Raw genomic sequence first — 14508 nt, forward strand, 5'->3', positions numbered from 1 at the left:
GGTGCGACAATCCGGCTGATGTTAGTCGAGAAAAATGTTCCGCTGCAGCATTGCAACAGCTTCGGCATCGCCGCCCGTGCCCACACCCTGGTGCGTGTGCGCAGCGATGAGGATGTTCGCCATTTCCTGGCCGATCCGCTGTGGGGCCGCCAGCCCGTGTTCGTGCTGGGCGGCGGCAGCAACGTGGTGATCACGGGCGATGTCGATCCCGTGGTCCTCAAGATGGAGATAGCGGGCATGCGCCTGCTGCGCGAGACCGAGCGCCACTGGATCGTCGAGGCCGGTGCCGGCGAGCGCTGGCACGACCTGGTGGCCTGGACCCTGTCGCAGGGCTATGGCGGCCTGGAGAACATGGCGCTGATTCCCGGCACCGTGGGCGCATCGCCGGTGCAGAACATCGGCGCCTACGGGCTGGAGCTGCAGGACCGGTTCGAGTCGCTGGATGCCGTCGACCTGGCCACGGGTGAATCCTTCACACTGGATGCCGCGCAATGCGCCTTCGGCTACCGCGACTCGGTGTTCAAGCACGCCCCGGCCGAACCCACGCCCGTGGCGCGGGCGCGCATGAGCGGCGTGCCGCCGCGCGGCATGGGCCTCAAGGGCCGCGCCGTGATCACGCGCGTGCGCCTGGCCCTGCCCAAGGACTGGAAGCCCGGCCTGGGCTACCTGGACCTGCAGCGCCGCCAGGCCGAGGCCGGCGTGGCCGAGCCCACGGCCCGCCAGATCTTCGACTGGGTCTGCGAGATCCGCCGCGCCAAGCTGCCGGACCCGGATCAGATCGGCAACGCCGGCAGCTTCTTCAAGAACCCGACGGTGACGCCCGAGCAGTGCGCCGACATCATTGCGCGCGAGCCCAAGATCGTGCACTACCCCATGGACGACGGCTCCATCAAGCTGGCCGCCGGCTGGCTGATCGATGCCTGCGGCTGGAAGGGCAAATCCATGGGCCGCGCCGGGGTGTATGACAAGCAGGCCCTGGTGCTGGTCAACCGGGGCGACCGGCACAGCGTGGACCGCAGCGTCACCGGCGGCGAGGTCATGACGCTGGCCGGCGCGATACAGACCAGCGTCTACGAGCGATTCGGCATCCGCCTGGAGCCCGAGCCCGTCGTGGTCTGATCGATCGACGGCCTCAAGAAAACAGCGGCCCGCAGACCATGAAGGCCTGCGGGCCGCTTTGCTTGCTTTGTATCAGCGCATCAGTGGGCGGAGTGGCTGCTGCGCCAGCTCATGTAGTCCTTGTCGGTCATCAGCACCCACAGCGCCAGCACCATGACCACCACGCCGGACACCACGGCATTGCGCATGGCATCCATCTGGCCCGCATAGCCCAGCACCCAGGGCGAGATCACCATCCACAGTCCCAGCAGGCCTTCGGTCCATTCCTCCCACGCGCGGGGCATGAAGATGGCCCCCAGCGCAGCGGCAATCAGCGCCAGGCCGATGACCACGCCATTGGCCGTGGGCGCCATCTGGTCCTGGAACCCGAGCACCCAGGGCGAGACCGCCAACCAGGCTCCCAGCAGGACATTGATCGGGTCCTGCCAATGCTTCATGTATTTCATGGCTGCACCTCCTGCCGCCACGACGAATGAGGGCGGCAATTCGTTGGATCAAGGCCGCAGCATGCAGGTTCCATGAGGATTTTTGTGAAAGTGCCTGCTTACCAGGGCATCTCGCCCTTGTTCACCTTGGCGCCAATGTCCAGCGACAGCGCCATGCCGGCCTGCGGGTAGGCCTGCTTCATGGCGCCGATCAGCTCGGCACTGTTTGCGGCCTTGGCGGCGGCGGCCTCGAAACGCTGGAGATAGTCGCGTGTATAGGCGATGGCGCTGGCGTCCATGGCGGTGCCGGCCTGCATGTGGCCGGGCACGACGACGGCGGGCTTGAGGGCCTGCATCTCGTCCAGCTGCGCCAGCCAGGCCTTGCGCTCGGCGCTCTTTTGCGTGTCCGCCGTCCAGACATGCAGGTTGCCGAACACGCCCACGTTGCCGACGATGGCCTGCAGCGCAGGCACCCAGACATAGGGGCGGTGGGCCAGCGGGCCGGTGGTGCCGCGCAGCTCCAGCGTCTGGCCGTCCACGGTCACCGTATTGCCCTGCAGGGCTTCGGGCAGGACCGGCTTGCCGGGTGCGTTGGCTCCCATCTTGGGGCCCCAGAAGGCCAGCTTGCCCTGCAGCTTGGACTCGATCTTCTCGCGCACGGCGGGCGTGGCCACGACCTTGGCCTGCGGGAACAGGTTCTTCAGCACCTCGGCGCCGAAGTAGTAGTCGGGGTCGGCATTGCTGATGAGGATGGTGGTCAGCTGCTTGCCGCTGTCCAGCACATTGGCGGCAATGCGCAGGCCGTCGGCGCGGGTGAAGCCGCTGTCCACGACCACGGCCTCCTTGGCGCCGGTGATCAGGGTGGAGGTCACGGCAAAGCTGTGTTCGTCGGCCTGGTAGACCTTCATCTGCAGCGGGGCGGGTGCCTGGGCATGGGACAGGCCGGCCGACAGGGCCAGGGTGAGCGAAAGCACGGTGGTGCGAAGCATGTCGATTTCCTTTGAAAAAAGCACAAGACAGAAAACGGGTGGCAGCGCCGTGCTGCCATGTGTCGTACTTTAGTTTTTGAAATCGAGCAGATAAACCGCAGAATATGCGCTTGTTTGTTGCAGAAATCGAGCAGATTCATGGACCGATTGCTGGCGATGCAGGTGTTTGCCACGGTGGCCGAATGCGGCAGCTTCACGGCGGCGGCCGAACGGCTGGACCTGTCGCGTGCCATGGCCACGCGGCATGTGGAGTCGCTGGAGCAGTGGCTGGGCGCGCGCCTGCTGCACCGCACCACGCGCCGCGTCTCGCTCACCGATGCCGGTGCACAGTGCCTGCGCTACAGCCAGCAGATGCTGGCCCTGGCCGATGAGGTGCAAGGCGAAATGCGCGCCGGCGACAGCCAGCTGCGCGGCCTGCTGCGCGTGACCTGCAGCATGTCCTTCGGCCATGCGCAGATGGCGCCGGCCATTGCGCAGTTCATGCGGCTGCACCCGCACCTCAAGATCGACCTGCTGGTGGACGACGGCGCGCTGGACCTGGTGCAGCAGCGCATCGACCTGGCCATACGCATCAGCGCCGATCCGGGCGCCGCACTCATCGGCCGGCCGCTGGCCGTGTGCGAATCGGTGCTGGTGGCCTCGCCCGCCTACCTGGACGCGGCAGGGCGGCCGCAGACACCGGCCCAGTTGCAGGCTCACCGCTGCCTGGGCCACATGCGCGTGGGCCGCAGTGTCTGGCAATTGGCGCGGCGTGACGATGAAAGCGATGAGCAGCAGATCGCCGTCACCACCTGGTTCAACGCCAACGAAGCCACCGTGCTGGCCGCCGCTGCCGTCGAGGGTGCGGGCATCGCCTTCCAGCCCACCTACCTGGTCCAGCCCATGCTGCAGGCCGGCCAGCTGGAGCTGGTGCTGCCGGACTGGCGCCCGCAGCCGCTGACCGTGCATGCGCTGTACAGCTCGCGCCGCCACCTGCCGGTGGCCGTGCGCGCGCTGCTGGATTTTCTCGTGCAGCGCTTCGAGGGCGCGCGCTGGTAGCAGGGGCGTAAAAAAGCCGCCTTGCGGCGGCTCTTGGCAATCTGCGGCAGGGTGCCGCAGGTTGGCTTATTCCTTGCCGCCCAATTGGGGCAGGGCGGTGCTGGTGCCCAGCGACAGCAGGCCGGCCTTGGCGTAGATGGCCAGCTTGTCGCGGGTGTCCATCAGGTCCAGGTTGCGCATGGTCAGCTGGCCAATGCGGTCGGCGGGGCTGAAGGGCGCGTCCTCGACCTTTTCCATCGACAGGCGCTCGGGAGCGTAGGTCAGGTTGGGCGATTCGGTGTTGAGGATGGAGTAGTCGTTGCCGCGGCGCAGTTCCAGCGTCACGGTGCCGGTCACGGCGCGGGCCACCCAGCGCTGGGCGGTTTCGCGCAGCATGATGGCCTGCGGGTCGAACCAGCGGCCCTGGTACAGCAGGCGGCCCAGGCGCAGGCCGTTGATGCGGTACTGCTCGATGGTGTCCTCGTTGTGGATGCCGGTCACCAGGCGCTCGTAGGCGATGTGCAGCAGGGCCATGCCGGGGGCTTCGTAGATGCCGCGGCTCTTGGCTTCGATAATGCGGTTCTCGATCTGGTCGCTCATGCCCAGGCCGTGGCGGCCGCCGATGCGGTTGGCTTCCAGGAACAGCTCCACGGGGTCGGCGATTTCCTTGCCGTTGATGGCCACGGGGCGGCCTTCGTCAAAGGTCACCGACACTTCCTCGGCCTTGACCTCGACTTCGGGCTTCCAGAACGCCACGCCCATGATGGGGTTGACGATGCGGATGCCGCTGTTCAGGAACTCCAGGTCCTTGGCCTCGTGCGTGGCGCCCAGCATGTTGCTGTCGGTCGAGTAGGCCTTCTCGGCGCTCATCTTGTAGCCGAAGCCTTCCTTGGTCATGAAGGCCGACATCTCGGCGCGACCGCCCAGCTCGTCGATGAAGGTCTGGTCCAGCCAGGGCTTGTAGATCTTCAGCGCGGGGTTGGTCAGCAGACCGTAGCGGTAGAAGCGCTCGATGTCGTTGCCCTTGAAGGTCGAGCCGTCACCCCAGATGTTGACGTCGTCTTCCTTCATGGCGGCCACCAGCATGGTGCCGGTCACGGCACGGCCCAGGGGCGTGGTGTTGAAGTAGGTGATGCCGCCCGTGGAGATGTGGAAGGCGCCGGCCTGGATGGCGGCAATGCCTTCGCCGGCCAGCTGCGAGCGGCAGTCGATCAGGCGGGCCTGCTCGGCGCCGTACTCCATGGCCTTGCGGGGGATTTCGTCGTAGTCGGCCTCGTCGGGCTGGCCCAGGTTGGCCGTGTAGGCGTAGGGCAGGGCGCCCTTGTTCTTCATCCAGCGCAGGGCAGCGCTGGTGTCCAGGCCGCCCGAGAAGGCGATGCCGACCTTCTGGCCGACGGGAACGTTTTGCAGGATGGTTTCCATACGATGCTTCTCTCAATAACGATGGCGGCTGGCGTGCGGGACGCGGCTGCCGGAAAACACGGAAGGCGCCTGGGCGCCGTCAGGTCGAATGCGTCGGTCTGCTCAGGCGCTCAGGCGCTCAGGCGTAGTGGCAGATGTAGTGGTAGGCCTCGGTCACGCGGATGTCGAACTTGGAGTTCGCAGGCACCTGGAAGGACTCGCCGGCCTTGGAGGTCAGCCACTGGTCCGAGCCGTCGAGCTTGTACTCGCAGGAGCCGGCCACGCATTCCATGATCTCGGCAGCGGCCGTGCCGAAAGTCAGCTGGCTGGGCAGCACCACGCCGGCAGACTTCTTCGTGCCATCGGCCAGCGTGAAGCCGTGGCTGATGCATTTGCCGTCGAAATAGACATTGGCCTTGGTGGTCAGGGTGATGCCAGAGATGGTTTCGGTGGTCATGGAAGCTGGGCAGAGGGTGGACTAAATCGCCCATTTTAGGCCAGCACCCGGCCGCTGCCCGTACGTGCTGGCCGCCGCCATGCAAAAAGCCCCTTGTCGGGGCTTGCGGGGCGAGCGCATGGCGGCCTCAGCGGCGCCAGCCATGGCGGTAGCCGCCGCGCCAGCCGTGATAGCTGGGGCGCGAGGCGTAGTACACGCCGGCAGCAAGGGCTGCACCAATCACCACGGGCGCCACATAGTCACCGGCCGAATACACCGGTTGCACCGGCTGGGCCGGGTAGTAACCACCGCCGTAGTAATTGTTTTCATAGACCACGGGCGGCGGCACGGGCGTGGTGGAGTACGCGGCCTGGGGCGGCTGGTTGGTGCTGTAGTAACCATTGCTGCCGTAGGCGCCGCTGTTGGCTGCGGGCTGCACGCTCAGTGCAATCCAGTCGCCAGGCGGCGTGGCGGTCCGCGTCGTGTAGTTGCGGCCCGCGTACTCATAGACCACGTCGTAGGCCACGGCGCGGTTCTGGTAGTAGGTCTGGGTGGTGCAGTTGCGCACCGTCTGGTATTGGGGCTGCTGTCCCGAGGCTTCCGCCTGGTTGCCCAGCATGGCGCCGCCAATCACGCCGGCTGCCGTGGCCGCAGCGCGTCCGCCGCCGTGGCCAATGGCGTTGCCCACCACGCCGCCCGCCAGCGCACCCAGCACGGCGCCCGCGCCCGAAGTGCTGCGCTGGCCCGAGTAGACGTTCTCATCGCGGCAGACCTGCTGGGGCACGGCCACCTGTTGCGTCACCGGGGTCACGGAAAGCACCCGGCCTTGCTCCTGGGCCAGGGCTACGGTGGCGGTCGTGGCCGCCAGCGTCAAAAGAACCAGGGATTTCATGATTGCACTCCTGTTGCGCTGGCGGTACTTCCTGCCAGGCTCCATGCAAGTGTATTCCTCGGGCCCGAAAAGCAGTTTGCGGCCGCGTAAATCCACGTAATAAGCTGTTCCAGGCTTGACGGCAGTGTTAGCGCTTGCCCTCGTGGGCCAGCTCTGCCCAGGTATCGGGCGCAAAACCCACGGTGATGCGTCCCTGCGGCCATTGGACGACCGGGCGCTTGATGACGCTGGGCTGCTGCTGCATGAGGGCTGCGGCACCGGCCGCATCCTGGGCGCCGGCCTGGGTGTCGGCGTCGAGCTTGCGCCAGGTCGTGCCCTGGCGGTTGAGCAGCTTTTCCCAGCCCACGGCCTGCATCCAGGCGGGCAGTTGTGCGGAAGGGACGCCCTGTTTCTTGAAGTCGTGGAATTCGTAGGCGATGCCCTGGTCGGCAAGCCAGGCGCGGGCCTTCTTGACGGTGTCGCAGTTGGGAATGCCGTAGAGCGTCACAGTGTTTGAGGTGGTCATGATTGGTTGCAGTTGCCGCAGTCCGCGGATGGCGAGGACCCCATAAGGACACTGTCCCTGGGTAACAATAGCGCGCAGTATGCACACCTCATTTCCCACATTGGATGCATGGCTCGCATATTGCGAGCGCCTGCACCCCAAGAATATCGCGCTGGGCCTGGATCGCGTGCGCGAAGTCGCCCAGCGCCTGGATCTGCGTTTCGACTGCCCCGTGATCACGGTGGCGGGCACCAATGGCAAGGGCTCGACCTGCGCCATGCTGGAGGCCGTGGCGCTGCAGTCGGGCTTTCGTCCCGGCGTCTACACATCGCCGCATCTGGTGCATTTCGAGGAGCGCTGCCGCGTGGGCGGCGAGATCGTGAAGGCCGCCGAGCTGCTGCCGCAGTTCGAGGCCGTGGAGCAGGCGCGCGTGCAGGGCACGGAAGTGGCGCTCACCTATTTCGAATTCACCACGCTGGCCATCCTGCGGCTGATGAGCCAGTCCAGGCTGGATGTGGCGATTCTCGAGGTGGGCCTGGGCGGGAGGCTGGATGCCACGAACGTGATCGATGCCGATTGCGCCGTCATCACCAGCATCGACATCGACCATGTGGAATTCCTGGGCCCGGACCGCGAGAGCATCGGCCGCGAGAAGGCCGGCATCATGCGCGCCGGTCGGCCGGTGGTGGTCAGCGATCCCATGCCGCCGCAAAGCGTGCTGGACCATGCACAGGCCATTGGTGCCGATCTCTGGCGCCTGGGCCAGGATTTCAACTTCTCGGGCGACAAGCAGCAGTGGGGCTGGGCAGGACGCGGGCGGCGCTATGCGGGCCTGGCCTATCCGGCGCTGCGCGGCGCCAACCAGCTGGTCAATGCATCGGGTGCGCTGGCCGCGCTCGAAGCCATTCGCAGCCGCCTTCCGGTCACGGCCCAGGCCGTGCGCACGGGGCTGGCCATGGTCGAGCTGCCAGGGCGTTTCCAGATCATTCCTGGCCAGCCCACGCTGGTGCTGGATGTTGCGCACAACCCGCATTCGGTGGCGGCGCTGACGGCCAACCTCGACGCCATGGGCTACTTCCCCTGCACGCATGCGGTGTTTGGCGCCATGCACGACAAGGACCTGGCGCCCATGCTGGGCAGGATCGCACCGCTGATCGACCGCTGGTACCTGACCGACCTGCCCACGCCGCGTGCTGAAAGCGCCGAAGTGCTGCGCCAGAAGATCGAAGCCCTGCCGCCCGCACCCGGCGTGCCCCGCGAGCTGTCGGTGGCCACCTTCGCAAACCCGCAGCTGGCGCTGGATGCAGCGGTTCTGGCCGCAGGTCCCACTGATAGAATCGTGGTCTTTGGCTCGTTCTTCACGGTGGGCGGCGTGCTGCAGGACGGCCCGCCCCGGCTGAACGCCAAGCATCTGGGCACCTGAATCCAGTGATCCGCACCGCAGGCGGCCATCGTGGCCGCTGTGGTGGCCGATATGAACGAGTCCGCACTCCATGGCATTTTTCAATTTTCGTTGGCCCGGCAAAAAAGACGACGGTGATTCGTCGTCCGCATCGAGGCGGCCCACACGGCTGGGACAGGCGGAAAGCGTCGATGTCATGCGCCGTCGGGCGCGCCACCGCCTCATCGGCGCTGCCGTGCTGGTCCTGGCGGGCGTGGTGGGCTTCCCCCTGCTGTTCGACACCCAGCCGCGCCCGATTCCCGTAGACATCCCCATCGAGATTCCTGACCGCGACAAGGTTGCGCCCCTGGTCGTGCCCGGCGCCAATGCCGTGGATGCCCATTCGCATGGCGCGGCTGCGCCGACGGGCCGCGTGTCGGCCCAGGCCTCGCTGGGAGCCGATGAGGAAGAGGTTCCCATGGGCAGGCCTTCGGCGCCGTCCGTGCCGTCCGTGCCTGTGGCCCCTCCCGTTTCCCAGGTGGCTCCGGTCAAGCCTGAAGCGAAGCCCGAGGCAAAGCCGGAGCCCAAGCCCGCCGCCAAGCCTGAGACCAAACCCGAGCCCAAGCCGGAACCCAAGCCCAAGCCGGAGCAGCCGAAGCCCGAACACAAGCCGGAGCCCAAGCCCGAACCGAAACCCGAGCCCAAGCCAAAGCCCGAACCCAAGCCCGAGCCGTCCAGGAGCGACGATGCCGCGCGTGCCCGGGCCCTGCTGGAAGGACGCAGCGCGCCCGCCGCTTCAACGGCGGCCGCGGCGACGGACGAACGCTTCATCGTGCAGGTCGGAGCCTTCTCTGACGCCGGCAAGGCCCAGGAAATCCGCGCCAAGCTGGAGCTGGCGGGCCTGAAGACATTCACGCAAGTGGTGGACACCAAGGACGGCAAGCGCACGCGGGTGCGTGTGGGCCCGTTCAACGGCCGTGCCGAAGCCGACAAGGCGGCGGCGCGCGTCAAGGGCCAGGGCCTGCCGGCGTCGGTGATCAAGCTCTGACGCGGTGACGTACATCTTGCAAAGCAGCACGGGCGCACAGAAATAGCGTATGTCCACGGTGGACTGGGTTTTGCTGGCCTGCGTGCTGGCCTCGATGCTGCTTGGCGCCTGGCGCGGGCTGGTGTACGAGGTACTGTCTCTGCTGGGCTGGCTGGTGGCCTTTGTCGTGGCCCGCATCTGGGCGGCCGACGTGGCGCTGTGGCTGCCCATGCAGGACTGGGACATGCAGCTGCGCTACGCCGCAGGCTTTGTGCTTTTGTTCGTGCTGGCGCTGTTCGGCTGGGGCCTGGTGTCCTGGCTGTCGCGCCGGCTGATCGAGGCGGTGGGCCTGAGGCCCGTGGACCGCACGCTGGGCGCGCTGTTCGGCGTGCTGCGCGGGGCGCTGCTGGCCCTGGTGGCAACGATGGTGATCAGCTACACGCCGCTGCACCAGGGGCAGTGGTGGCAGGATTCAGCCCTGGCGCCATGGCTGATGCAGGCGCTGGCTGTGGTTTTGCCACAGCTGCCGCAGGAATGGGGACGCTATCTGCCGGCTGCATGACAAGGCGCTGCAGCGCAGGAGTCGGCTGGCAGAAACAGTTTGGATAGAGAAATCGGGCGCAGGCGTGGCCAATGGGTGGCTGCTACGGCCCAGACAGCGAAGGGCGACCTTCGCAAACGGATGGAACGCAACTATGTGTGGAATCGTTGGTGTAGTCAGCACCGCGCCCGTGAATCAACTGATCTATGACGCCCTGCTGCTGCTGCAGCACCGTGGCCAGGATGCCGCAGGCATCGTGACCCAGCAGGAGCGCAAGTTCTTCATGCACAAGGCCAAGGGCATGGTGCGCGACGTGTTCCGCACCCGCAACATGCGTGCCCTGCCGGGCACGGTGGGCCTGGGTCAGGTGCGCTACCCGACGGCCGGCAACGCGACCAGCGAGGAAGAGGCCCAGCCCTTCTACGTGAACGCGCCCTTCGGCATCGTCATGGTGCACAACGGCAACCTCACCAATGCCAAGCAGCTGCGCGAGGAGCTGTCGGACACCGACCACCGCCACACCAATACCGAGAGCGACTCCGAAGTCCTGCTCAACGTGCTGGCCCACGAGCTGGCCCGCGCCAGCAGTGGCGCGCCGCTCAAGAGCGAAGACGTGTTCCAGGCCGTCAGCGCCGTTCACAAGCGCATCAAGGGCTCATATGCCGTGATCGCGCTGATCGCCGGCTACGGCCTGCTGGCCTTCCGCGACCCGTTCGGCATCCGCCCCCTGTGCATGGGCCGCGGTGCCGACGGCTCGGTGATGCTGGCCAGCGAGTCCGTGGCCCTGGAAGGCACGCTGCACCAGCTCGAGCGCGATGTCGCCCCGGGCGAGGCGGTGTTCGTGCACAGCGACGGCCAGGTCGAAACCCGCCAGTGCGCTGAAAAGAGCGAGCTGCACCCCTGCGTGTTCGAGTACGTGTACCTGGCCCGCCCGGACTCCGTGCTGGATGGCATCTCCGTCTACCAGGCCCGCCTGAACATGGGCGAGACGCTGGCCAAGCGCGTGGTCTCCACCGTGCCGCCCAACGAGATCGACGCCATCATCCCGATTCCCGAATCCAGCCGCCCCAGCGCCATGCAGCTGGCCCAGCTGCTGGGCATTCCGTACCGCGAAGGCTTCGTCAAGAACCGCTACGTGGGCCGGACCTTCATCATGCCGGGCCAGTCCTCGCGCAAGAAATCGGTGCGCCAGAAGCTCAACGCCATCGGCAGCGAGTTCAAGGGCCGCAAGGTGCTGCTGGTGGATGACTCCATCGTGCGCGGCACCACCTCCAAGGAAATCGTGCAGATGGCGCGTGATGCCGGTGCCGTCAAGGTCTACCTGGCCTCGGCAGCGCCTCCGGTGCGCCATCCCAACGTCTACGGCATCGACATGCCCACGCGCGCCGAACTGGTGGCGCATGGCCGCACGGTCGAGGAAATCCGCCAGGTCATCGGTGCCGACGCGCTGATCTACCAGGACGTGGCCGCCATGAAGCAGACCGTGGGCAAGATCAACCCGCAGGTGCAGGGCTTCGAGGCCTCGTGCTTCGATGGCGTCTACATCACGGGCGACATCTCCGAGGACGAAGTCACGGCACTCAATGAAGGCCGCAACCGCGGCGGTGAGGAAGAGTCCAGCGACGCCTCGCGCCTATCCCTGCCCAACGCCCAGGAAGCCTGAGCCCGAGCCTGAGTCAGAGCGATTGGGCTTCAGTGACAATACGGGGGCGGGCCTGAGGCCCGCCCTTTTTTGACAAATGAGCTAAAAGCGCTGGTGCTGGAGGACTGCAGGCTGCAACGCCCAGCAAGTCCCCAGGTGACAAGTGTTTCTAGCTCCTTTTTTCCGGGCACCGCCGCCATCGGCGGGCCGCGCCCGACCCCAAGGACCATCAACGTGACGAACAAGACACTTCCCGAAGGCCTGCATCCCGATACGCTGGCCCTGCGCGTGGCCGTGGAACGAAGCCAGTGGGGCGAGCACAGCGAAGCCCTGTACATGACCAGCAGCTTCGTGCAGCCCGACTGCGCAACGGCAGCGCGCCGCTTCGCCAACGAAGAGCCCGGCTACACCTACAGCCGCACCTCCAACCCCACGGTGACCAGCTTCGAGCAGCGCCTGGCCGCCATGGAAGGCACGGAATGTGCCGTGGCCACGTCCACCGGCATGTCGGCCATCTTGCTGGTGGCGCTGACCACGCTCAAGGCGGGCGACCATGTGATCTGCTCGCAGTCCATGTTCGGCTCCACCATCAAGCTGCTGGGCGGCGAGATGGCGCGCTTCGGCATCGAGACCAGCTTTGTCTCGCAGACCGATGTGCAGGCCTGGAAGGCCGCCATCCGTCCCAACACGCGATTGCTGTTCGCCGAGACGCCGACCAACCCGCTGACCGACCTGTGCGACATCGCCGCGCTGGCCGAACTGGCGCACGCCCATGGCGCGCTGCTGGCGGTGGACAACAGCTTTGCCTCGCCCGCGCTGCAGCGGCCCGCGCAGTTCGGTGCCGACCTGGTCGTGCACTCCGGCACCAAGCTGCTGGACGGCCAGGGCCGCGTCATGTCGGGCGCGGTCTGTGGCACGACGGCGCTGGTGGACAAGGTCATGGGCACCTTCCTGCGCAGCGGCGGCCTGAACCTGGCGCCGTTCAACGCCTGGGTGGTGCTCAAGGGCCTGGAGACGCTGTCCCTGCGCGTCAAGGCGCAAAGCGCCGCCGCGCTGGAGCTGGCCACCTGGCTGGAGGCCCATCCCAAGGTCGCCCGTGTCTACTACCCGGGCCTGGCCAGCCACCCGCAGCACGAGCTGGCCATGCGCCAGCAAAACGGCATGGGCGGCGGCGTGCTTTCCTTCGACGTGGTGGGCGAGGGCGCCGAGCAACTGCGCGCCAATGCCTTCCATGTGGCCGACAGCACCCTGGTGTGCTCGATCACGGCCAACCTGGGCGACGTCAAGACCACCATCACCCACCCGGCCAGCACCTCGCATGGCCGCCTGAGCGAAGAGCAGCGCCGTGCCGCCGGCATCGGCCAGGGCCTGCTGCGCATCTCCGTCGGACTGGAATACCTGGGCGACATCAAGAACGATCTGTCCCGCGGACTGGATACCCTGCAATGACACAAAAAGTACGAACCCGTTTTGCCCCGTCTCCCACGGGCTTCATCCACCTGGGCAACATCCGCTCGGCCCTGTATCCCTGGGCCTTCGCGCGCGCCACGGGCGGTGATTTCATCCTGCGCATCGAGGACACCGATGTGGAGCGTTCCACCCAGGCCTCGGTGGACGTGATCATCGAAGGCATGGCCTGGCTGCAGCTGGACCATGACGAAGGTCCGTTCTATCAAATGCAGCGCATGGACCGCTACAAGGAGGTGCTGGCCGGTCTGCAGGCTTCGGGCCATGTCTACCCCTGCTACATGAGCGTGGAAGAACTCGACGCCCTGCGCGAGCGCCAGATGGCCAACAAGGAAAAGCCGCGCTACGACGGCACCTGGCGCCCTGAAGAAGGCAAGGTGCTGCCGCCCGTGCCCGAAGGCGTGCGCCCCGTGCTGCGCTTCAAGACGCCGCAGGGCGGCGTCGTGGCCTGGGAAGACAAGTGCAAGGGCCGCATCGAGTTCCAGAACAGCGAGCTGGACGACCTGGTGATCGCGCGCCCCGATGGCACGCCGACCTACAACTTCTGCGTCTGCGTGGACGATATGGACATGGCCATCACCCATGTCATCCGTGGCGACGACCACGTCAACAACACGCCGCGCCAGATCCACATCTTCGAGGCGCTGGGCGCCAGCGTGCCCGTGTTCGCCCACCTGCCCACCGTGCTCAACGAGCAGGGCGAGAAGATGAGCAAGCGCAACGGCGCCAAGGCCGTCACCCAGTACCGCGACGAAGGCTACCTGCCCGACGCCATGGTCAACTACCTGGCCCGCCTGGGCTGGAGCCATGGCGACGACGAAATCTTCAGCCGCGCCCAGTTCCTGGAGTGGTTCAACCTCGACCACCTGGGCCGCAGCGCAGGCCAGTTCGACGAGGCCAAGCTGCGCTGGGTCAATGCCCAGCACCTGAAGGCGCTGGACGATGCGGCCCTGGCAGAGCTGGTGCGCCCCTTCGTGCTCAAGACCGGCCTGGACCAGGCCCTGCTCGACGCCGACGACCGCCTGCCGCGCATCTGCGCCCTGTTCAAGGACCGCTGCGAAACCCTGGTCGATCTGGCCGGCTGGGTGCGCCTGTTCTATGTGGACGCCTTCGACCGCAACGCCGAAGACCTGGCCAAGCATGTGACCGACGCCGTGGCGCCCGCCCTGGACGCCTTCGCCGAAGGCATCGCCTCGGTGGAGTGGAGCAAGGAAGCCATTGCCGCCCTGATCAAGAAAGTGCTCAAGGCCCAGGGCCTGAAGATGCCGCAACTGGCCATGCCGGTGCGCGTGCTGACGCTGGGCACGGCGCACACGCCTTCGGTGGACGCGGTGCTGGAGCTGCTGGGTCGTGAAAAAATTCTGGCCCGTTTGAAAAACCGCTAAAAACCTGTCTATAATTCGAGTCTCTGATGCAAACGCAGCAACTAACAAGAAGCAGCGATTGCATCATGAAGGGGGTATAGCTCAGCTGGGAGAGCGCTTGCATGGCATGCAAGAGGTCATCGGTTCGATCCCGTTTACCTCCACCAAAATTGAGACTTGGGTTTTTACGCAAGTTCTAGGATTGACCCTATCGTCTAGAGGCCTAGGACATCACCCTTTCACGGTGAGTACCGGGGTTCGAATCCCCGTAGGGTCGCCAAGTTTGCAGCACTTGGCTCGAAAGAGCGCAAAAGCTGTCTGCC

Annotated in this window: 14 protein-coding genes and 2 tRNA genes; 10 read left to right on the top strand and 6 right to left on the bottom strand. The window is 66.3% G+C overall.

Going from position 1 to position 14508, the window contains the following annotated elements:
* Positions 1 to 18: 18 nt before the first annotated feature.
* On the top strand, positions 19 to 1119 hold the full coding sequence (gene murB, locus DA1_RS21165) for a UDP-N-acetylmuramate dehydrogenase (RefSeq protein WP_034395875.1): 1101 nt from the start codon (positions 19 to 21) through the stop codon (positions 1117 to 1119).
* Between the two features lie 80 nt (positions 1120 to 1199).
* On the opposite strand, the gene DA1_RS21170 is transcribed toward murB, so the two are convergent.
* Together DA1_RS21170 and DA1_RS21175 are read right to left on the bottom strand one after the other, a co-directional pair.
* Entirely contained in the window at positions 1200 to 1565 is a 366-nt protein-coding gene (locus tag DA1_RS21170; protein ID WP_034395872.1) for an SPW repeat protein, read from the bottom strand.
* 98 nt (positions 1566 to 1663) lie between these two features.
* A complete protein-coding gene (locus tag DA1_RS21175) occupies positions 1664 to 2533 on the bottom strand; it encodes an MBL fold metallo-hydrolase (protein ID WP_034395870.1) in 870 nt (289 codons plus the stop codon).
* Positions 2534 to 2671: 138 nt separating this feature from the next.
* On the opposite strand from DA1_RS21175, the gene DA1_RS21180 reads away from it, so the two are divergent.
* Complete coding sequence (locus tag DA1_RS21180) at positions 2672 to 3571, top strand: LysR family transcriptional regulator (RefSeq protein WP_034395868.1); 900 nt, start codon at positions 2672 to 2674, stop codon at positions 3569 to 3571.
* A 66-nt stretch (positions 3572 to 3637) separates the two neighbouring features.
* Here the strand turns inward: DA1_RS21180 and argG are convergent, their stop codons facing one another.
* The 4 genes from argG to DA1_RS21200 all read right to left on the bottom strand — a co-directional run bounded on the left by argG (position 3638) and on the right by DA1_RS21200 (position 6784).
* Positions 3638 to 4972: an argininosuccinate synthase gene (gene argG / locus DA1_RS21185; protein WP_012206575.1), complete on the bottom strand. Its 1335-nt coding sequence runs from the start codon at positions 4970 to 4972 to the stop codon at positions 3638 to 3640.
* Between the two features lie 118 nt (positions 4973 to 5090).
* Entirely contained in the window at positions 5091 to 5408 is a 318-nt protein-coding gene (ppnP, locus tag DA1_RS21190) for a pyrimidine/purine nucleoside phosphorylase (protein ID WP_012206574.1), read from the bottom strand.
* 127 nt (positions 5409 to 5535) lie between these two features.
* Positions 5536 to 6279, bottom strand: coding sequence for a glycine zipper 2TM domain-containing protein (locus DA1_RS21195; RefSeq protein ID WP_034395864.1), 744 nt, complete (start codon positions 6277 to 6279; stop codon positions 5536 to 5538).
* 127 nt (positions 6280 to 6406) lie between these two features.
* Entirely contained in the window at positions 6407 to 6784 is a 378-nt protein-coding gene (locus tag DA1_RS21200) for an ArsC family reductase (protein WP_034395862.1), read from the bottom strand.
* Between the two features lie 79 nt (positions 6785 to 6863).
* Between DA1_RS21200 and folC the strand changes: the two genes are divergently transcribed.
* The 8 genes from folC (at position 6864) to DA1_RS21240 (ending at position 14465) form a co-directional block, all read left to right on the top strand.
* A complete protein-coding gene (gene folC, locus DA1_RS21205; protein WP_013801586.1) occupies positions 6864 to 8186 on the top strand; it encodes a bifunctional tetrahydrofolate synthase/dihydrofolate synthase in 1323 nt (440 codons plus the stop codon).
* A 70-nt stretch (positions 8187 to 8256) separates the two neighbouring features.
* Positions 8257 to 9192: an SPOR domain-containing protein gene (locus DA1_RS21210; RefSeq protein WP_034395859.1), complete on the top strand. Its 936-nt coding sequence runs from the start codon at positions 8257 to 8259 to the stop codon at positions 9190 to 9192.
* Between the two features lie 49 nt (positions 9193 to 9241).
* On the top strand, positions 9242 to 9733 hold the full coding sequence (locus DA1_RS21215; protein ID WP_012206569.1) for a CvpA family protein: 492 nt from the start codon (positions 9242 to 9244) through the stop codon (positions 9731 to 9733).
* A gap of 133 nt (positions 9734 to 9866) precedes the next feature.
* A complete protein-coding gene (gene purF, locus DA1_RS21220) occupies positions 9867 to 11375 on the top strand; it encodes an amidophosphoribosyltransferase (RefSeq protein WP_034395856.1) in 1509 nt (502 codons plus the stop codon).
* 213 nt (positions 11376 to 11588) lie between these two features.
* A complete protein-coding gene (locus DA1_RS21225) occupies positions 11589 to 12803 on the top strand; it encodes an O-succinylhomoserine sulfhydrylase (RefSeq protein WP_013801588.1) in 1215 nt (404 codons plus the stop codon).
* Complete coding sequence (gltX, locus tag DA1_RS21230) at positions 12800 to 14206, top strand: glutamate--tRNA ligase (protein WP_034395853.1); 1407 nt, start codon at positions 12800 to 12802, stop codon at positions 14204 to 14206. Before DA1_RS21225 ends, gltX begins: the two co-directional genes overlap by 4 nt.
* A gap of 70 nt (positions 14207 to 14276) precedes the next feature.
* Positions 14277 to 14352: transfer RNA gene (locus tag DA1_RS21235), tRNA-Ala, on the top strand.
* A 37-nt stretch (positions 14353 to 14389) separates the two neighbouring features.
* Positions 14390 to 14465, top strand: a tRNA-Glu gene (locus DA1_RS21240).
* Positions 14466 to 14508: the final 43 nt, after the last annotated feature.

The organism is Delftia acidovorans NBRC 14950 (assembly GCF_001598795.1).
Classification (GTDB): domain Bacteria; phylum Pseudomonadota; class Gammaproteobacteria; order Burkholderiales; family Burkholderiaceae_C; genus Comamonas; species Comamonas acidovorans.